At 37.9% G+C, this 20285-nt stretch carries 18 protein-coding genes; 1 reads left to right on the top strand and 17 read right to left on the bottom strand.

From position 1 onward, the window contains the following. Positions 1-30: 30 nt before the first annotated feature. The 17 genes from ABXS88_RS06700 to ABXS88_RS06780 form a co-directional block, all read right to left on the bottom strand. Positions 31-1110, bottom strand: coding sequence for a hypothetical protein (locus tag ABXS88_RS06700; RefSeq protein ID WP_353674407.1), 1080 nt, complete (start codon positions 1108-1110; stop codon positions 31-33). Next, the gene (locus tag ABXS88_RS06705) at positions 1103-1996 is read right to left on the bottom strand and encodes a phosphotransferase (RefSeq protein WP_353674408.1); all 894 of its coding nucleotides are present in this window, start codon (positions 1994-1996) and stop codon (positions 1103-1105) included. Before ABXS88_RS06705 ends, ABXS88_RS06700 begins: the two co-directional genes overlap by 8 nt. 8 nt (positions 1997-2004) lie before the next feature. Then, positions 2005-3087 carry a glycosyltransferase family 2 protein gene (locus ABXS88_RS06710; RefSeq protein WP_353674409.1) on the bottom strand — a complete coding sequence of 361 codons (1083 nt, stop codon included), beginning with the start codon at positions 3085-3087 and terminating at the stop codon, positions 2005-2007. A 51-nt stretch (positions 3088-3138) separates the two neighbouring features. After that, a complete protein-coding gene (locus ABXS88_RS06715) occupies positions 3139-4260 on the bottom strand; it encodes a glycosyltransferase (RefSeq protein ID WP_353674410.1) in 1122 nt (373 codons plus the stop codon). Positions 4261-4335: 75 nt separating this feature from the next. Further along, positions 4336-4926, bottom strand: coding sequence for a hypothetical protein (locus tag ABXS88_RS06720; protein WP_353674411.1), 591 nt, complete (start codon positions 4924-4926; stop codon positions 4336-4338). Continuing rightward, positions 4883-5815, bottom strand: coding sequence for a hypothetical protein (locus ABXS88_RS06725; protein ID WP_353674412.1), 933 nt, complete (start codon positions 5813-5815; stop codon positions 4883-4885). Before ABXS88_RS06725 ends, ABXS88_RS06720 begins: the two co-directional genes overlap by 44 nt. Positions 5816-5875: 60 nt before the next feature. Continuing rightward, entirely contained in the window at positions 5876-7075 is a 1200-nt protein-coding gene (locus ABXS88_RS06730) for a class I SAM-dependent methyltransferase (protein WP_353674413.1), read from the bottom strand. Between the two features lie 61 nt (positions 7076-7136). Next, positions 7137-9383 carry an N-acetylneuraminate synthase family protein gene (locus tag ABXS88_RS06735; RefSeq protein WP_353674414.1) on the bottom strand — a complete coding sequence of 749 codons (2247 nt, stop codon included), beginning with the start codon at positions 9381-9383 and terminating at the stop codon, positions 7137-7139. Positions 9384-9456: 73 nt separating this feature from the next. Next, positions 9457-10149 carry an acylneuraminate cytidylyltransferase family protein gene (locus ABXS88_RS06740; protein ID WP_353674415.1) on the bottom strand — a complete coding sequence of 231 codons (693 nt, stop codon included), beginning with the start codon at positions 10147-10149 and terminating at the stop codon, positions 9457-9459. 45 nt (positions 10150-10194) lie between these two features. Continuing rightward, the gene (locus ABXS88_RS06745) at positions 10195-10794 is read right to left on the bottom strand and encodes a methyltransferase domain-containing protein (protein ID WP_353674416.1); all 600 of its coding nucleotides are present in this window, start codon (positions 10792-10794) and stop codon (positions 10195-10197) included. 15 nt (positions 10795-10809) lie between these two features. After that, the gene (locus ABXS88_RS06750) at positions 10810-11646 is read right to left on the bottom strand and encodes a methyltransferase domain-containing protein (protein WP_353674417.1); all 837 of its coding nucleotides are present in this window, start codon (positions 11644-11646) and stop codon (positions 10810-10812) included. A gap of 48 nt (positions 11647-11694) precedes the next feature. Continuing rightward, a complete protein-coding gene (locus ABXS88_RS06755; protein ID WP_353674418.1) occupies positions 11695-13527 on the bottom strand; it encodes an ABC transporter ATP-binding protein in 1833 nt (610 codons plus the stop codon). A 119-nt stretch (positions 13528-13646) separates the two neighbouring features. Further along, positions 13647-14615 (bottom strand): NAD-dependent epimerase, encoded by a 969-nt coding sequence (locus ABXS88_RS06760; protein WP_353674419.1) that lies wholly within the window; start codon positions 14613-14615, stop codon positions 13647-13649. A gap of 266 nt (positions 14616-14881) precedes the next feature. Further along, positions 14882-15451, bottom strand: coding sequence for a Uma2 family endonuclease (locus ABXS88_RS06765; RefSeq protein ID WP_353674420.1), 570 nt, complete (start codon positions 15449-15451; stop codon positions 14882-14884). A 25-nt stretch (positions 15452-15476) separates the two neighbouring features. After that, entirely contained in the window at positions 15477-16241 is a 765-nt protein-coding gene (locus ABXS88_RS06770; RefSeq protein WP_353674421.1) for a Uma2 family endonuclease, read from the bottom strand. A 40-nt stretch (positions 16242-16281) separates the two neighbouring features. Further along, positions 16282-16983, bottom strand: coding sequence for a Uma2 family endonuclease (locus tag ABXS88_RS06775; RefSeq protein ID WP_353674422.1), 702 nt, complete (start codon positions 16981-16983; stop codon positions 16282-16284). A gap of 101 nt (positions 16984-17084) precedes the next feature. Continuing rightward, the gene (locus ABXS88_RS06780) at positions 17085-17483 is read right to left on the bottom strand and encodes a hypothetical protein (RefSeq protein ID WP_353674423.1); all 399 of its coding nucleotides are present in this window, start codon (positions 17481-17483) and stop codon (positions 17085-17087) included. A gap of 531 nt (positions 17484-18014) precedes the next feature. Between ABXS88_RS06780 and ABXS88_RS06785 the strand changes: the two genes are divergently transcribed. Further along, positions 18015-20279 (top strand): AAA family ATPase, encoded by a 2265-nt coding sequence (locus ABXS88_RS06785; RefSeq protein ID WP_353674424.1) that lies wholly within the window; start codon positions 18015-18017, stop codon positions 20277-20279. Positions 20280-20285: the final 6 nt, after the last annotated feature.

Below are 20285 nucleotides of genomic sequence, written 5' to 3' on the forward strand. Positions count from 1 at the left end.
TTTATTTAACTTGATCTATGTCGATACTTTTTATAACTCATCATACTCTATTCCCAAAGATTCTTTTAGTATTTCTTTTAGTTCGTCTGAGTTTCTTTTAAGATTAATAGCATCACAACTCTTGTAAGGATTTGAGCGGCTGTAGTCATTAATAATAATACGCTTACTATGAAGCAAGCCCATGATTAAATGGTCAAAAGGCATATCAAGTTTTTGCATCTGTTTTATTGTCAGAGATCTATATTTTTCTGGACGGGAAGTAGTCAAAATTATTTTAAATTTACCGCTTTGATAAAGCGTTCTTAGAATATTTATATTGGCATCTATGGCAGGAGTATTACCAATGTAAGGGGGAAAGTGGGATGATGAGTTTTCAACGAGTGTACCGTCAATATCAACAAATAAAGTTGCATAGGTTCTTTTAAATCTATCCCAGTCTTCTAATGTTCCCCAATCCCGATACTCAGTAACTTCTTCTCCAACAAATAAACTACCATCAAGAATTAGTTGAAAAATTATATTGCTGATATATCTTTCTGCATTGAAATTAATGGCATCAACTGCTTCTACAAAAACCTGAGCAGAGTCAAATCCATAACCACCAACGCAAAAATGAGGACTAATAACCTGCTTTTCTACAATATTGGAAATAGAGCCGTTAGAGTCGATGATAATATAGGATTTATTTTTGGGCTTGATTAAACCACAAGAATTTAGATTGGCAAAACAAACAAAATTTCCGCCTCGATATTGAGCTTTAAAGAAATTATCAGAGTCCTTAATAAAAATTGGCCCTGTGATATGTGCTTGTTTAATAGCGGTATAAACTGTTTCTGGCTGGTCTTTAGTTTCCTTATTCAAAAAAATAAGTTGACTTTTATTAGACAAACCAAGATCTTCTAATTCTTCTTGAAATCCCTTGAGAAATTGATACCGTTCCTGATGTTCTGATAAACAAACGAAATAAATATTGCTAAAGTCGTCCAAATCTAACCCTCTGATAGCTTCTATGGCCATAAATTTCCCAGAGGGATGGGTCAGCATCCATTTTGGTCTGAGATTAGGAAATCGACTAGATTTTCCTGCCATGGGCATAATTAAATTAGTCATAGGAATTCAATAGAATTTTAATATGTTTTTTTACAAAATTTATTTCATTGACCTTAGTCACATAGGGCATAATTCTTACCAAATTAAACAATTCCAAGTATTTATACCAAGTATACATTTCATATTCCCATTTGAGAAGATATTGTTCTAAATATCTATCAATATAAGATAATATTTGCATCGTTTTACAGGAATTATAATTTTCCAAATCAGCGTCAACTATGATTGACCAAAAGAACTTTGTATCTTGTCTTAGTTTGACTAAATCAATAATAGGGGATTCAACAAAAGAGTCAAGGAAATCTATTAAATAGATTTTATTATTACAAAATAACATATTGGAAAAAGTTAAATCCCCATGACAATAACCTTGATAAAATTTTGCTTTTGAAATTCTCTTTTCTAAAAAGGAAAAAACGTTTTGTTTAAATTCTTTATTAAAATTTTCGTTGGAGCATAAAATTGTTTTTAAATCATTTATTTTTCTATAAATTATTCTTATGGGAGGGTTGGTTGGCTGTGCTGATTCAAATAGACAGTCTAAGTAATTTATTATATGCTTGACGATTTGTTGAATTTGCTTAACACTAATTCGACATAAAAAGCTGCTAAATTTTTCTGCCGCAATATATTCCATGTCAAAATAGTTTAATTCTTCGTGAGTAATTCCTTGAGAAAATATTTTTGGGGAGTCAAAAAAGACTAAAGAATTAAGTTGTTTAAATTCATTTTGTTTTCTTGCCTGTTTGACTAAGCGAGCGTTATAGCTAAAAGAAGAAGAAACTTTTCTGACTAAAAATTTTTCTCGATCTTGAATAATCGTTATGTTACATCCTGAGCGTCCTTCAATTTTAAGAAAAGGAGTATTGCTTCTCAAATTTTTCATTTTTGATCCTAATTATTAAGTTTTTGAAGTGTTTTTTGAGTTTGATTATTCCAGTAGCTTAAACCTACTGTCATTAATTTTTGAGAAATAAACTGACCAATAAATCCACTAAGCAATAATACTCTTAATAGCTTTGCTTTTGTGTTTTTATTGATAGATTTGGGATAGGTTGCTAGTCCGAAATGCAAAATACGTCTTGCTAATAGAGAATTCCCCTCCCCTAGAAACTTTAAACCTCGTAAAGCAATATCTTGTTCAATAAAAGCATCAATTAATTCTTGACGGGTTATACTTGCTTTTTTTAGTAAAGATTCCTGTACATTAATTGTGGCAACGTACTCATCGATATGATGTTTGATTGCTCCCATTTTTGCCTGTTGACTACCCTGATTGTTATTATGAATTCGATAAGAAAATAAGGCTTCATCCACGAAATACGCTTTTTCTGCAACTCCTAAAAGTTCCCACCCAAAACGTTTGTCAGGATTGATTAGACTACCATGATAATAACTTTCTACCTGATCATGTAAACACTTTGGATAGAGAGTTGTTAGAAAATGAAAAGGGTTACGCATTAATAAAAAAGAAAATCGCAATAAAGTTTCCGCTGATAAACTATAAACAGAATTATTAATTAATTCAGTTAATTTCTCTTCATTGTTTGCCTGATTCCACAATTTTTGATCTATTTCTAGATAGTTAATTTGCTGATCATATTCATTAATGATTTTTGCCTTACTACATAAAATTACTTTATTTCTTTCTTCGTCTAAAGATTGTAATATTTGACGATAAGTTTCTAATGCATTAGGCAACATCAAATCGTCAGAAGATAGCATCAACATATAATCTCCCGAAGCCATAGAAGCGGCTTTCAAAAGATTGGGACCAAAACCAATATTTATTTTATTAATTTGAAATTTAATTCTGGGATCATTAAAACTTTTGATGATTTCTACAGAAGAATCTGTGCTGGCATTATCAGATATAAGAATTTCAAAGTCTTGATAAGTTTGATTTAAAACACTTTGGATGGTTTTGCCGATATAGACTTCATAATTAAAGTTGGGAATACACACTGAGAATTTCATTGTTTAAAGTCTCGTGACAACAATCTTCAATGATTATAGTTTTTCTAGGATTTAGTTAACCAGTAGTTCTTCTAAGAAATAATCGTATTTATTAATAATTTTTTGTGTATCAAAGTATTCATAACAAAAATTAATAATTTCTTGTGAGTTTATTATACCAAATTCAGAGATTGCCATTTTTATACCCTCCGAAATTGCCAAAACATTCTCCGTTTGGATCAGCCAACCACTCAGATTAGGAATCACTATTTCCGAAGTACCTCCTGGACAATTAGTGGCAAGGACAGGTTTACCAAGGGAAGTGGCTTCCAAAATAACGTTAGGAAATCCCTCATAGCGGGAAGTGGAAACTAAGAAGTCGCAAGCCAAAATATGGGGATAGGGATTAGCACAGAAGCCGGGTAAACTGACATGTCCCTCCAAATTGTTCTTGGTGATTAATGATTCTAACTCAGGACGCTGGGGCCCTTCCCCCAGGACTGTAACATGGGCATGGGGATACTGCTCAATAACTTTTGGTAGTGACCGTAACAATAAATCAAATCCTTTTTGGGGAAAAAGTCTGCCAATGGCTAAAATTGAGGGATCGCCCCACCGGGGAATCTTTTCAGCTTGGGCTTTTTCTCTCACAGACTCTATATCAATGGGATTATTAATAACAGCAGATTTATGTTTGAGTGGAGCATATTTACTTAGATCTTCTTGTAGGCTTTTGCTTTGACAAATAACAAAGTTACTTAACCACAGTGTCAAAATATTAACTAAAAACGATGCGGTATGTTTAAGGGGTGATTGACGAATTAATGATAAACCATCCAGCGTAAGGTGATTTGCCGGGCGAATAATATGAACGGGCGCCTTAGGCATTAACATTCTAGCGAACGTCGCTGTCACAATCATTCTGAGGGTGCTAACAATTACATCAGGCTTTTCCTCTCGGATTATAGACCGTAGTTCAGCAATAGGGTACTTAGTCTGTTTTGGATTTGAACTATCTATAACATGGCACTTAACATCTTCCGGCAAATGTTTGAGATAGTAACCGCTGGCCTCCTGCACAGCCAGAACACACTTATATTTTGAGCGATCAAAGTTACTGATTAACTCAAAAAAAACCCGATCTGGCCCTCGTTGATCGATAGAAGGAATGGCAAACAAAACCTTTTTTTGCATCCTATTTAGATTTTCTTAGCACAACAATAGGAACTTGATAAGGACGATAAAGCCAAAACAAACGATGAAAGTAATTTAACCATATCTTTGGCTTGTAAGATGGCAAAAAAGGCGCAATACATATTTTAAGAAAAACACAAGAGCCTTTTTGCTTTTGGTATCTGTAACTAAAGAACCTGCTTCTATAATCTTAGAATTCACAATAGTTGTATTGGGAAATAACTGAGCTATTTCAGATGGAATTGGTCTGTAATATGTGTCAATGGGATCAGCATGATAAGGATAACTAAGAGGTACAGAAATAAATAAGTATCCACAAGAGGAAATAAGTTTTAGACAAGTTTCGGCAAGAGTTTTCCGGTCTGCTATATGCTCCAGAACATTAGTCAATAAAATAGATCGAGGATTTTTTGGGCTTATTATTTGCTGAACCGACTCAGAAAAAATATCACCATATATATCTACTCCTTCACCTTGTTTTAAATCAGAATGAATAAATTTATAACCGTTGTTTTCTAATGGGTGAAAAAAACTGTTCCTGTATATGAGGTTTTTTTCTTCTCGAAACTTTTTAGTAGATGATCCAATGTTGAGAATGGGATTAACATTTGTAGTCTCAATTTTATTCAATATTTCCCGAAGGTAAATGGCTTCTTGTTGTCTCATGTTCTATGTTTGCAAAATAGTAAGGTAAATTTGGATATAAAGCTGATTTTGTTGAACCTATATACAATTTTATATCATTAGGCTTTAAAAGATAATTATTAAGACTAAGAATAACTTTATTGATTGTTATTTGTCCATAAGTCTCAGAAATAGTTTTATGAACTGATTCAGACTGAATTTTTTTGGGGATAGGAATATTCTTGTTTTTATAGTCGTCATTTTCATAAAAATAGTTTATATTATTAAGATCTACCCCACAGAAAACTATATTTTTATATCCGGCTTTTAATGAAAAAGAGAGAGCTTGACTTAAAGAAGCTCTCTTAAATAAGAAGATATTTTGAAGTTCTAAAATTTTGAATTTTTTAATCAATTTAATGGATTTGTGAAGGCTGGATTCTAGTCTACCCGGTATCACTAACTCATATCCACTATAAAAATTAAGACGCAATTCTTCGGTTATAGGGTTTAAGTCTAAATTTGGGTTTTCAATATTTTTTATAATAAAGGGAACATGAGAGTATTGATGTTTTTTGAGTTGAAGAAGTTTGATCAAAGTTTCATAACGTTCTTTGTCCTCCCCAGACTCAAACATATAATATGTTGGTACATGAGAATGTATTAACCAGAAGTTAATTCCAAAAGAATCATGTTTTTTTATCATTTCCCATTGATCTTTATTTAATTCATTAATGGAACTACCGCTACCAAGAATAAAAATAGTATCACTTTTTTTGTATTTACTTATATTCAATGCCTTTAAGGGATTTGTTTTTTTTTTCAATCTGTTTTCTTGCCAAGCCAAATATTTAGGCATTTCGGATAACATCTTCAAAATAAAGAAGATGATAAAAAATTTTTCTTCAATAAATAACTTTATTTGTTTCATTATTCTTAGCAAGAGTCGAAGTAATTTATTTTTTTAATAGTGTTTATATACAACTTTACGTTAATTTTGACGACGGGGTTTTCTTGCAACGAAAAGATGTCCTGAGTACAGCAAGTCATTGATCGAGATTTCAGGATAATTTTCTAAAGCATCTTTATTTATTTGAGATGACAAAAGTGTTCTTTCACTTTTTGAAATAAAAGACGAGTGCCAGTAGCAAATATCAAAACCAGAATTAACGATCAATAGTTGCATTTTTTGTATCGGATAATCCCTATGGATTCCTTTATGATACCAGTCAAGGGCTAAATCTGCTTCATTGGGTCTAAACCAAAATAAATATCTTGCATACTCAGATTCAGAAAGTCTTAAATGTCCCCAAGCAGAATCTAACATTCCCAGTGAATGCCCTCCTTTTGGATGAAAATAAGGATCATAACGATGAATCATTAAACCTCCTGGTTTTAATATCCTAAAGCACTCTTTCATCATATCTGGCAAATTCATAATATGTTCAAGTACAGAAATTGAATGAACACAATCAAGGGATTCAGCTTCTATCGGTGTTTTTTCTGTAATATCTCCTTTCAAAAATAACGCTTTACTATTAAGTAACTGGGTTATATATTGGTGAAGCGGAATATCAGAAATTAGCCCACTATAAAAATTATCAATCCCCATTGCTGTAAATCCCATTTTTTCAAATGCAAAGATAGAATGTCCACCTGTAATATATCCTATTTCAAGAATCTTATCTCCTTGTTTATATTCATAGATAGATTTCTTATGTAGAAAATCAAAAAACTTTTTATGTGATAAATAAAGTTGATTGATTTTTAATATAGTTTGCTTTCTATCAGGTTTGAGAACAGGGCGAAAACTATTGGAATTTACATGATTGGTAAATAGATAATTTGAATATTTTTGTGTTACTTTACAAATAAAATATTCATCTATTTCTTCGAGGGATTTTTCTATTGTACTTTTGCCGATAGAGTTCTTCAAAAATATTCTATCTTCTTCATCTAAAACCCCTTTGTGCAAAAGTTCATCCATAATGTTTAGCTGGTATATATAACGCCATCCTTGTTTCAACGAAAACCTATAGTATTCATGGCAAGGAATTTTACTACCATTATCTTTAATAAAAACCCTATCAACGGCTTCCAATTTGCCAGAATCGGAAATTATTATCTTTTCACTGTCGAATAAGCTCGTGACGATGGATTTTAGTTTAGAAACAATTTTAGTTGTAAACACAGGGTAGATTTAACTTATTTTTAAGTACCAAAAACATTTTTCATATTGTATAAATGTTGACTTAGAGTAAAGCCTCTAATTTTTCAAAAGCAATCCAAAAACCCTCACCGTCATTTTTATGCCCTTGCCATATTTCGGGTATAAAGGAGGCATTTGGGGCAGTTTTATCTAAGTCTTCGACAAAAGCTGGAAAATCGATTTCTCCCTCGCCGATTTGTAATCCTTCTCCATCTAATCCTTCTGAATCAGCGATGTGTAAATGAGCTACAAAGGGACTTACTTGCTCAATAAACTGCTTGAATGACCAGTTATGATGATTACAGGCTAATTTAGAATGGGATATGTCTAAACAGACTCGATAACTATGTTGAGAGCAAAATTGCGCAGTATCTTGGGGATCAACAAAAAGATTATGGTACCTCTGTCCGCCAAAGTGCCAAGGGAAAGGTGGCATGGTTTGAGGAATGATTTCAACTCCTTGTGTATCTAACTGAGAAAGGCTATCAATGAGTAATTCATAAAGTTTTGCTCTTTCCGTAAGACTTAGAGGAGCATCAAGGGTAAAACCACCAACGTTAGTAACAATACAAGGACGATCGCACCTTTTAAAATAGGGTTTTAACTTTCTGGTAATGTCAATAACCCTTTGCATTTCTTCGATCGACCTTTGACGATAACTTTCATCTTCAGAACAGAGATTGAGTAAATGATCCCCGGCGAATAATTCAGGGGTGTGAACCACTAAATCCAGATCGTAAGGATGAGCAAAAAACTGCTTAATATCTTGCTCTAAGTCTTTATAACTAAGATGAAATTCTAGTAAATCGGGATTAGTTTTACTTAAAAGATTTTTAAAGTCATGATAACGAACTGGTAAGCCCCAAGGACGCTTAAATTTGTAATTTCTTGGTTGTACTTGTACTTGTTCTAAATCACTAGAATACAAGAAATCTCCTGCTTTTAAGTCTCTTTTGGCAGGTTTACCGATGAGTTCTTTTTTTCGATTGGGTTGTAATCCCTTACCCGGACTTTTTACTTCAAGCATTGATTCAGTAATGATGTCTCCTGATTTGAGATCGCAGTTGATAACTAAACTTTTTGCCAAAGTTTCCCTATTCATTAATTCTCCTTGACTGATTTTCCGTTCTCCTACTTCTCCTAAAGATTGTTCTACTTGACGGATACCTTCTACCATCAAACGAAACTCATCAGGCAGTAAACTGACTTTATGATCATTCCCCTCCATGGTTTTGTCGAGGGTAAAATGTTTCTCGATTACCTTTGCTCCTTTAGCAACAGCAGCGATCGCCACGTTAATACCTCTTTCGTGGCCAGAGTAACCGATAGGACAATCACCAATTTCCTTGAGTCGATTGAGATAGTTGAGGTTAACATCTTTAAAGGGAGCTGGATACGTCGAATTACAGTGCAGTAAAACGTACATTGAACCTAATTCTTTAAGTAGTTTAACTGATTCGCTAATTTCTTGTTCTGTAGCCATCCCCGTTGAGCAAATTAGGGGTTTTCCCGTTTTTGCCAAGGCTTTTAATAAGTCGTGATTAGTTAAGTCAGCGGAAGCAACTTTATAAGCCTTCATGCCATAATTTTCTAACAGAGCTAAACTTTCTAAATCCCAAGGAGTACAAAGAGGCAAAATCCCCTTAGATTGACAGTAATCAAAAGCAGTGAATAATTCTTCAGGGGTTAATTGAAAACGAGATAGTAAATCTAATGTATATTGTGAACCTAAATCTTCGCTAGCATCATTGGCATTACCGGCATTTCGATAAAGAGATTTGAGATCTCTCATTTGAAATTTAACACAGTCAGCCCCAGAGGCAATCGCCTCACCAATTAATTTTTTGGCTAATGCTAAACTGCCGTTATGATTATTACCGATTTCCGCAATGATAAAGGTCGGAAATTTTTCATTAATCGTAAAGTCACCAATGCGAATGTCATCAGACTTGAGATGGGCGATCGCTACTAGATGACGATTCTTATCTAACAGGGGAATAAACTCTGTTTCGTTAGAAATAACTGACTGAATCTTATAAGTATCTTCTGTGTAATCGAAATATTTATAATTTTTATTAGTAATTTTGGATACAGGTTGATTCAGATCAATGGTATTTTGAGTGACTAGCCAACGGCGAAAATCACCATCTGTTAGAACTCCTTCCAATACCCCCGCCTCAGTAACAGAAAAAATAATACGACTCTTATTGTCGCTTATCTTCTTTAAAGCATTGATGATGTCATCTTCAGCGAAGACAATATATTTAGATAGATTTTTATCAATAATCATTTTAACTGACTTGGTTGAATTTTCTAACAGTGTAACCAAAATTTAAATGAATGGGGATTTTCGTGGAAGTAGCTTAGTGAATTTGTGACATTGTTTTATTCATTAAAAATTCTATATATTCAAAATCTTGTAATGAGTCTATTTCGTGACTCTGTGTTTTTTCCATCACAAATAAGGAAATTTTGCCCCCCAAACGATTATGGAATTCTTTCAATACCCAAGGCTTGAAAATATATATAGATCCATTTTCCATATATTGAGGATTCAACTCCTGTCGTCGTTGGCGGTGACGATAATCATAATTAATGGATTGAGCTTCCCCGTCTACTTTATGCCAGATAAAACGATGGGTCGGGGAAACAGATAATAGGGAGTCGGCATTTTCTTGCCTTAGTTGAGTAATGGCGCGATCAATATCTTCACCAGTACGCAAAGGAGAGGTGCATTGTAAAAAAACTATTAACTCTGGTTCAATGCCCATTTTTTCTATTTCTATAAGGGCATGAAGTAAAGCTGATTCTGAAGAAGCTGTATCACTAGCAAATTCAGCCGGACGTTGGATAATTTCCGCCCCATAGCCTTCTGACACGGAAGCAATTTTATCATCATCGGTGGAGACGAAGGTGAGATCGACTTCTTTAGCTTCTAGTGAATCCAGGATAGAATGAGCAATGAGAGGTTTATCAGACAAAAAACGAATATTTTTTTGCAGAATACCTTTTGAACCACCGCGGGCGGGGATGATTGTTATAACTGAATTGGACATGCTTAGAAAAGAAAAAGTCTTTTGACAGAAACATTTTGTATCTATTTATCTTGAATGCGCACAAAAAAAGGAGCGGTTAATACATTTTAATAGTACTAAAATATTGTTTAGTTTTTTTTCTTGATTCTTTTTATGACCAGAGAACCTCATAACATGACCAGATTCTCCATGTAAACTAGTAAATTTGGACTTGTATTTGTCTACAAGGTATGTTGAGTTTAGCGTCGTATTATATGGCAGTGTGTCAAAGAAATTTCGGGTAAAGTAATAGGTATGAGGTATATGAATTTTCCCATTTGGATAAGATTGAGGGTTATCAGCATGACAATTAGGAACTTCAAAATAAATCACGCCTGAAGGAGATAACAGTCGCTCAACATGATTGAAGAACTCAGTCACATTAGTAACGTGTTCTAGGGAATGACTCCCATAGATTAAGTCATACTGTCCTTCTGCATCAGTGGGCGTCGGAGTTAATTTCCAATATCCATCTTCTACCCACTTTAATCCTCTCCAATTCCAGATCTTTTTATTGATTTGATTTACTCGTTCCCATGCTTTTGTTTTGGTCTTCAATCTATCAGGTAATACGCCTAACTTGCCAAAGAAAATGGCTAGATTCTTTAAAAAATTTTTCTTGTTCATAGTTTTAGTCGTGTATTATTTAAGCATATCCACATAAAGACTCATTTCTGGATGAGTCCGATCCATATCTGTTCCTTGCATAGCTGAAGAAATAGAACCATTAGGTTTACTCTTGATTATGAACTTAAATCCTGCTTCTTCTCCTAGATTTTTTAATCGAGAAAAATCCCAAGCATTAATATGTTGTCCAGGATGATTGACTCGGAAGGACAACCCTTCTGTTAATAAATTAAGTGCTTGATCATAACTTAAATCTTTGATGTCATTGCCATTAATGATTATGGTTTCAATGCTATTGCCTTCATAGGCACTGCGAGGGGTGCTAACCTCCCGAATAAAAAAATCCATTTGACTTGGTAGACTTTTTGGAGAATTAAGCATTTTATCTCTCAGTTTATTTATTCCTTTTTCAATTAATCCTTTTCTCCATGTCCAATACTCGTTATCAAAACGACTAACTCTCCACAAGAACTCAGCATCAGGACAGGCAATCCTTAAAACTCCACCAGTTTTTAAGACTCTATGAGATTCTCTCATAAAAATAACGACATAATCGGTTTCAACGTGTTCGATAACATGGGAAATATAAATATTGTCAACAGAATTATCGGGAAAAGGTAAACGATCTTTGCGTAAATCATATTCAATAAAGTCACGTTTACGATTACGATGATAATGTTCGGTATAAATATCTAGGCTGATAAAGCCATCAATAATATATTTACCACAGCCTACATTAAGATTTTTTTTTCCTTTCCGATTAGCTAAATTCTTTTTAGATTGTGAAAGACTAATCTGAATTCCCAACGAGGAGAGAGCTTTTTTCAGTGTTTTAAAAATAGCAGATTTCATATTCAAGTAGTATATATAATTGATTCTTTATTTTAAAGTAATTCTTTATTAAATTAGTGTGGTCATTCGTTTAAAGCTACTAGAATGATCGCACAATTCTTGATAAGTCCCTTGAGCTATGACCTGCCCTTGACTTAACTCAAATATGTGATCACACTTTTCTACAGTACTGAGTCTATGAGCAATCATAATAATGGTGAAATCATGACTTAAAGATTCAATGGCTTTCATCACCTCCTTTTCTGTTGCATTATCTAGGGCACTAGTCGCCTCATCAAATAATATCACTGACGCATCTCCATATAAAGCCCTTGCAATGCCAATTCTTTGGCGTTGGCCACCACTAAGGCGCACCCCTCTTTCTCCCACATGAGTATCATAACCAGCCGGTAAACTCATAATAAATTCATCAATTTGAGCGAATTTAGCGACCTTTCTGACTTGATGTAAGTCTATTCGCTGATAAGAAATACCAAAAGCAATATTCTCAGCAATAGTAGCATCCATAAGAAAAATTGATTGAGGTACATGGGCAATATTTCGTTGCCATTGAGCTAGTTTTTCACCTTCTAAAGATAAGCCATCAACTAATATTTTTCCTTCTTGAGGCTTAAGTAAGCCTAAAATAAGATCTGCTGTGGTACTTTTTCCACTCCCAGTACTGCCCACAAAAGCAACAGTCGTTTTGGCTTTGATGATTAGATTTAGATCTTTCAATACCCAATCAGCGTTACCTCGATAACGAAACCAAATATTTTCTAGTCGTAGTTCGCTATTTAAAGGTAGTTTTTCTTGAGGAAGCCAAGTTTGCAAAGGATCAATCGTTCTGCGTAATGCAATTAAGATTCGTTTGAGGGAACTTCTCGCGCCTTGAATTCTCACTAAAGCTGAAAAGGTTTGTTGTAGTGCTGGCAGTAAACGATTTGCTCCTAAGACTAGTCCACCTAATATTGGTACGGCACGACTAAAATCACCATCTTTACCTAAGGTCAATGCCAAGATAGCTGTAGCACCCATGGCTACAGATTCCACAATGTAACGAGGAGTCAGACCAATTACTGTATTGGATGCGACGGCTTTTCGATAAGGGCGATCGGCATTTTTGTAAGCTGTTTGAAAAAATGGTTGACTTCCTCCTAATAGAACATCTCTAATACCCCCTAAACTTTCTTGGACGATTTTAATTTGCTGTTGACTATTTTCTACCAAAATCTTGCTATTTCTTAATAAGAGAGATTTGCGTAATTGATAAATGATAATAAAAGAACCACCAAAAATCACAACAGAGTATAAGGCGATTATTTTGTCAATCCAAAATAATCCTATAATCAAAGCAAAAGCGACAAAAGCAGTACTAATCCCGGAAACCAGAGGAATTAATATATTTGTGGTAAGTTGTTTCGTATCCTCTGTGACTGAACTGATTAAATTGCTACTATTAGATAAAACATGGAATTCATAGGGTTGCAAGAGAGTCTTTCGATAAACTTCGCAACTTAAATCTCCAGAGATTTTAGCGGCGAGATGAGTTTGTATATTAATAGTAAAAATTCTAATGGCAGAAGCAGTGATAACAGCGATGATAAAAACTATTGCAAGAGTTAAAACTAGCTTAGGCGGCGTTGTAATAGCGAAAAAATTAAGTATAGGTTTAACCTTGGAATTATTTAATAATAAACTAGCATTACTCAAGGCACTAAGAAAAGGCAAGATTGCCCCCAAGCTCACAACTTCACTTAAAGATGAGACTACCATTAAAATGAGCAAGCAAAATAGTTGGTAACGACGACGAAGTTTTAGATAGATTAATAATTCTCTTAACTCCGCAAGTAGAGAGCTATTTGCTCTGTTACTTTTTCCAGACGAGTTTTTTTTTGCCATAGTTAATAGTTAGCAATATAATTGTTTTTTGCAACTCGAAGAAAAAATTAGAGACCCTCGTTAGTTAATATTGCCCCAACTTAGTCAGAAAGCTTTCTCAGTCTCCCATAATCGTTGCATCAGGAATTATAGAATCTTCTATACCAATTAACAAAATTGCTTAAACCTACTGATAAAGGAGTTGCAGGAGCAAAACCCACGTCCGCCATCAAATCCGCCACATCCGCATAGGTTGTCGGCACATCCCCCGGTTGCATCGGCAAAAACACTTTTTCTGCCTTTTTCCCCAAACAATCCTCCAAAATTCCAATAAAATCTCCTAAATTGAACGGGCTATGATTGCCAATATTATAGAGCCGATAGGGAACCGGGCTAGTTGGTACATAGCCAAGCACTCGCACGAGTCCTTCCACCACATCATCAATATAGGTAAAATCCCGCCGCATCTGGCCATGGTTAAACACCTTAATTGGTTCACCTGCCAAAATAGCCTTCGTAAACGAAAAATACGCCATATCCGGCCGCCCCCAGGGGCCATAGACCGTAAAAAACCGTAGTCCAGTTGTTGGGACACCATAAAGATGACTGTAGGTGTGGGCCATCAACTCATTGGCCTTCTTTGTCGCCGCATACAAGCTCACCGGATGATCCACATTATCCATAACTGCAAAAGGAATCTTTTTATTGGCCCCATAGACCGAACTCGACGATGCATAAACCAAATGCTTGACTGGGTTATGACGACAGCCTTCCAAAACATTGACAAACCCAACCAAATTGCTGTCTACATAGGCATGGGGATTTTCCAGAGAATATCTCACCCCCGCCTGGGCCGCTAGATGCACCACCCACTCAGGCTTTTCCTGGGCAAAAAACTCTGCCATCCCCTGACGGTCTGCCAGATCTAGTTTCGTAAAACGAAAATTCGCCCTGTCTTTCAATTGGGCTAAACGAGCTTCCTTTAGGGAAACATCGTAATAATCATTGAGATTGTCCAGGCCAATCACCGTCTCTCCTTGCTGCAGCAATCGTTGACACAGGTGAAAACCAATAAAACCAGCGGCCCCTGTAACTAAAATTTTACTCATAGAATTAATGTGTTGTTATTCGACGCTCTTCTCCCTCAAGCTAGAATAAATTTCTATATTCCGCCAACAGAGACAATACTCATGAAAATTGAGCGTTTAATTGAGCCAACATCTATCTAGTACCTATTTTATAAGCTATCTCAATCAATTCAGGAAGCATATCTTTAAATAGCCAAGTTAGGGAACATTTTGCTTTCTTGACTTGTTTGATAAACCCGCTGGGAATACAAATAAAACCGAGATTGGTTAATATTCACCTGTTTCTGCTAACTAAGGCTCAGCCAACTAAATAGCTCCCCAACGGGGAGTTCGAGCATTGATAAGGACTCCAAAACCGGTAAACGATCGCCTTCAGACTTCATTTCCGGGAACTGCTGGGGTTTAAACACCAACACCGACTCATCCTCCGGATCTACTAGCCACGCCAACTGAGTACCAGCCTCCAGGCAAGCCATAATTTTCTTGATCACCTTATTGGCCGACTGCTCTGGCGATAAAATTTCAATCATCCAATCCGGATAGGTATCAATGCGATTGGCAATGCGACCCGTTGCCGTCTTAGGAATACGTTCCCAAGTAAAAACACTGATGTCCGGCACATAAGAGCGACCATTGATATTGCACCGGAGTTCTGTAAAAGCATGGGCTAACTTTTGCGGTAACGCAACCTGATTAATGGTTGTGCCTAAACGGATTTGTAAAGTGCTATGTTCACCTTGGGGCATGGGTTTTTGCTCAATTTTGCCGTCAATGTATTCACTGTAGGGTTTCGTTTCCGGCAGGGCCAAAAAGTCCTCTAAGGTTGATGGGGGTTTGACTGGGGAGGTAGTGATCATAATGTTAAATTCCTCACAAATGATTCTAATCCGGGTCTATACCCAAGGCTTGTAACTTGGCCGCTAGGCGATCGGCTCTCAATTTTTCCTGCTCTGCTCGTTGAGCTTCCTGCTCTGCCCTAGATTTTTCCTGCTCTGCTCGTTGTGTCTGATATTCTGCCGTGGCGATCGCCTGATTGGCCCTGAGAATTTCATTCCTGGCCGCCTCGTCCGGGGTCGGAATCACACTTCCTTCCACAGAAAAATAACGCAATTGACCGTTATGAACACCTAGGAAAAAACCGAGGGCTTCACTCCAGAACCAGCCCTGCTCATTGGGAATGAGGGGAACGTATTGGTTGTAATCTAACTTAAAGCCGGCAAATTCCAGGGTTTCCGGTGAAAAATAGAAATATTCAGGGGTATGGAACCGTTGGGCGTAGAGATCACGCTTAGTGGTGCGATCCACCTTGGCCGTGGAGTCGGAAAGTAACTCGATGATGAGATCGGGATAACGACCATCCTCCTCCCACACGACCCAGGAATTACGAGGTTCCCGCGTCGTATTTTTGACTAGAAAAAAATCAGGGCCCCGAAAGTCACGGTGCTTGAGTTGCTGACGGCTAAAGTAAATGCTGAGATTAGCCCCAATGAAAAAGTCATCCCGCTCCCGCCAGGCCCATTCCAAGCTAGTTACCAACAGGAGAAGTTGCATATAGTGCAAGGAACTTTCCATTTCTGGCTCATCGCTCAACAATTTACGGGCATCGGGCATCTGCAATTCTAGTTCCTGGGCTGTGATTGCTGCCATAGCTCCATCCTCCTGATGCTTTGGGTGATTAACGAGTCTCCTACTCTACAGGGTCTATTCCCAGAGCTTTGAGTTGCGTGGCTAGACGTTCCGCCCGGGCTTTTTCCTGATTCGCTCGAGCTTTTTCCTTCTCAGCCCGGGTCTTTTCCTGTTCAGAGCGTTGTCTCTCTTGAGTAAGTTCCTTTCTGAGGTCTAGTGGTGATAAAAACAGATTATTTTGACCATCATAGATATTCAAGGTTGAGGGCGTTAGTTCAAACCGAATCCCCAAGCGAGGGCTGACCCAGCTTTCTATGTTTTCTATGGGGGCTAATTCTCCATCAACTCTGATCAAACCCGTTAGTTCATTATTATCTGGATCATAAATATAATATTCTTCTACACCGTAGTGATTATAAAACAGTAGCTTACGGCTCATTTCCTTAGTCGTATTCCCTGGCGACAATATTTCAAATACCACCTGCGGAGCTACGTTTTCTTCCTGCCATTGTCGGTATGATCCTCTGTCTCCCTTCGGACGACTAAACGCGACGAGAACATCTGGCGCAACTCGAATATCGGGACGACCTTCCACCGGATACCACAACAGATCCCCCGCTACAAAAACAGTCTCATTATCTGCAAATAGGGCATCTAGATTTTCTTTAATTAAAACAATCCAGCGAAATTGCTTAGTATTATCTGCCATGGGTTGACCATCGCTATCCGGATAGATAATCGTTTTATCTAGTGCTACTGTCATACCCCTGAGCCTCGACTTTGCATAGTGCTCCTAATCAGTGTAACCAAATATTTCTGTTATCGGCGCTATTCTTTTTTCCCTGTCCGACCACTCCTCAACCCTTAGCAACGACTGGATTTTCGGCTCATACGATAGCTAAATTCGCTGACAGAGGGATTGGGCTTATTGGGGTCGATGGTGTGGGTGGAGCGTTGCCAATGCTGTTCTTGGGCCGGGGTACTAGTGATGGTTCCATCCTCAGCCTTCGTTAACAGTAACCAAATCTTGCCATCAACGGCGCAAAAAAATTCTTCTAGCCAGGCGCTACGGATAAGTTGAACAGAACTTTGCTGGGCCAGAAAATTGGCGTTTTTGCGGCTGAGCTGGAATTGCTCTTGGATTTCCTGAACTCCTTCACAGTAGAGGTAATGCTTAGTAGACCCATTGCGCCAAAGCCGGCGAGAACAACGGGGACAGTAGAATTTGTGGACTTGATGGTATCGACTGCGTTTACCTGGCATGAATTTAAGATGGGGGGAGAATTGAAATAAGAACTAACCACTAGTTGTCAAACAGGTTCTCATGTTCTAACAAAAACTAGGGACTAGGATTCTCGGCCCTAAAACCTTGGAGTGCACTCAATGGTGTCTTCTCTTCTGGTTTGCGGCAATCTTTAGGATAAATGCCGGTAGTCGTTGGTATTGATTTTCTAGATTGCATCCGAGAATAACCGAGGTTGCCCTAAAAAGACAAGGGCCCATTTCTTAATCTTGTTAGCCTATGGATAATCACTGAGACAAAAGGTACTACTTTGCGATTCATATCCCAAAAACCCCGTACATTACTTGATTTTTCTCCTTCTTAAGATTGGCCTTACAAAAATTGCTTATATGAGACTATATCTTTACAGTTTTATCTGCAAGTACCTAGAATGGCAAGAAGTATATTTGATCAACCCAAAGAGAAGCTTCTAGGGTCAGAGCGGACGGAACAGACGGCCGACAACTTGTAAATGTTTATGATATATTGGGTGCAAAAATTCCAGCACCCGCATGAATCCTGAACATTTTGTCCGAACTAGTGCTAGTAACGAATCCCTCAAGGGGAGCACTAGCGCCTATGCTCTCCCTGGTATGGCAGACACGCCGGAGGAAGAAGGAATAGCCTTGAGGCATTGGCTGGGGATCCTCTCCCGGCGCTGGTTGGTGTTGTTAGTGGTGGCGGCCGCTGTTAGTGGCTTTCAACTATTCCACTTGCTCAATCGCCCCCCGCTTTACCGTGCTGATTTTGAGCTGTTAGTACAGCCTCCGGAAAAAGACCCTGCCAGTTCTCTAGAAGGACTTGGTGGGGCCTTGGTAAATCCTATTAGTACTAGTGAGGAATATTACGATACCCAAGTTACCATTCTCAAAAGTAATAAATTACTCAAGCCGGTTCTAGAAGCCATCTATCAGAAATATCCTGAATTAAATACCCAAAATTTTAGTTATAGCCAGTTTTTAGAAGCATTATCCATTACCCGATCCAATAAAGGTCAAGTTTTAGAAATTGGCTTTACTGCTTCAGATCCTCAGATGGTGAAGTATGTCTTGGATCAGTTATCCCAAGCCTATTTAGATTATACCCAAAACGAGAAGTTGCTTAGTGCTAAACAGCGATTGGGCTTTGTGGATCAGCAGATTCCTCTGCAAGAAGCCAAGGTAGTTAATTTGCAAAATGAATTATTAAATCTCCAACGAAAATATAATTTTTATAGCCCTGAAAAGCAAGGAGAATTTTATAATGAAGCCTTAAATTCAACGCTACAAAAGCGACTTGAAACAAAAGTTCAAATTGAGCAACTGCAAAAAACAATTGCTACTCTCCGTCAGCAATTACCGGTGGCAGAAAATCAAGCGATGGCGTTAGAAAATCTATCCCAATCCCCCGAATATATGAAGCTGGTGGCTCGTTTGAATGAAATTAATCTGGAATTGGCCAAGCAATCGACTCGTTTAACCGACGAGAATATCGTGATTCAGCAACTGAAGGAAGAACGGGCCAAAATCTTGCCTCTGATTAACCAACAGGCCGCTTCTCTGACTAATCAGGTGAAGGGCCAAAACCCCCTGGGGACTGCTCCCAATAGCCTCCGCACCACGACTCTGGCTAAGTTACAAGAAGCTAATTTACAGCTCAAAACCCTGGAAATTCAACAACAGGCCTTGGCGGAAAGTGAGAAAACGGCCCGGCAGGACTTGCAGAACTTTAACTCTGTGGTGGGCCGCTACTTCAATATCCAACGGGAGCTCCAGCTAGCCACAGAAAGCCTCAACCGTTTGCTAGCGGCCGCCCAAGATTTAGAAATTGAAAGTTCTAAACGCTTTAATCCTTGGCGTTTGGTTTCCGAGCCTGTAGCACCAACGGTTCCGCTCCGAAATTTGCCTCGAGATCTGGCCCTGGCCCTGCTGATGGGACTGATTGCAGGTATCGGGGCCGCCCTCTTAGTCGAAAACCTAGACCGAACCTATCATGACCCCGAAAGAATGGCCCAGGAAATGCGTCTCTCGATCTTGGGACGGATTCCCTTCGAGGCAACCTTGGCGGCGGTGGTTCAAAATCAAAAGGGAGACATCAGCCGGGGTTTTTTAGAAGCTTTTGCTATTCTTTTCTCCAATCTTTTCTTCCTGCGCCAGAAGCAGACCTGCCATTCCTTTGTGATTTCTTCGGCCACTTCGGGGGATGGAAAATCCACCACGGCTTTCTTCTTGGCCCAGGCAGCAGCCAAACTGGGCCAGCGGGTACTGTTAATCGATGGCGATCGTTACTTTCCCCAGGGAAAAAATTGGCAGGCCCTGGCGAATGCCCTTAAAGCCAAGGATTTACCAGACAAGATCCAGGACATTTCTGCTTTGCCTGAATCCGAAAACGACGAGTTTACCTGGCTGATGCATAATCTGGCTTATTTTAAAACGAAGGATAATGCCATGGAGCCGGAGCAACTCATGGCTTCCGATAGTTTACTCACGCGTCTCCAGGCCTGGCAGAGTCAGTTTGATATCATTTTGATCGATGCGCCACCAATTCTGGGACTGAGCGATGCGAAATTGATTGCTCGACATACGGACGGTATTTTGTTGGTGGCTCGGCTCGATAAAACTACTAAGGATGATATTCGCATGGCCCTGCAGGAGTTGGATTTTGCGGATTTGACGGTATTGGGCTTTGTGGCCAATGGCATCAAGCGTTATTCCGGTTATTACTATTACCACTACTACAACCGTTACTACAGTGCGCCGCGCTTGGAGTCTCAAACGACGCCGCTGTTGTCGCGGTGACCTAGG

This window comes from Synechocystis sp. LKSZ1, assembly GCF_040436315.1.
Taxonomy (GTDB): Bacteria; Cyanobacteriota; Cyanobacteriia; order Cyanobacteriales; family Microcystaceae; genus Synechocystis.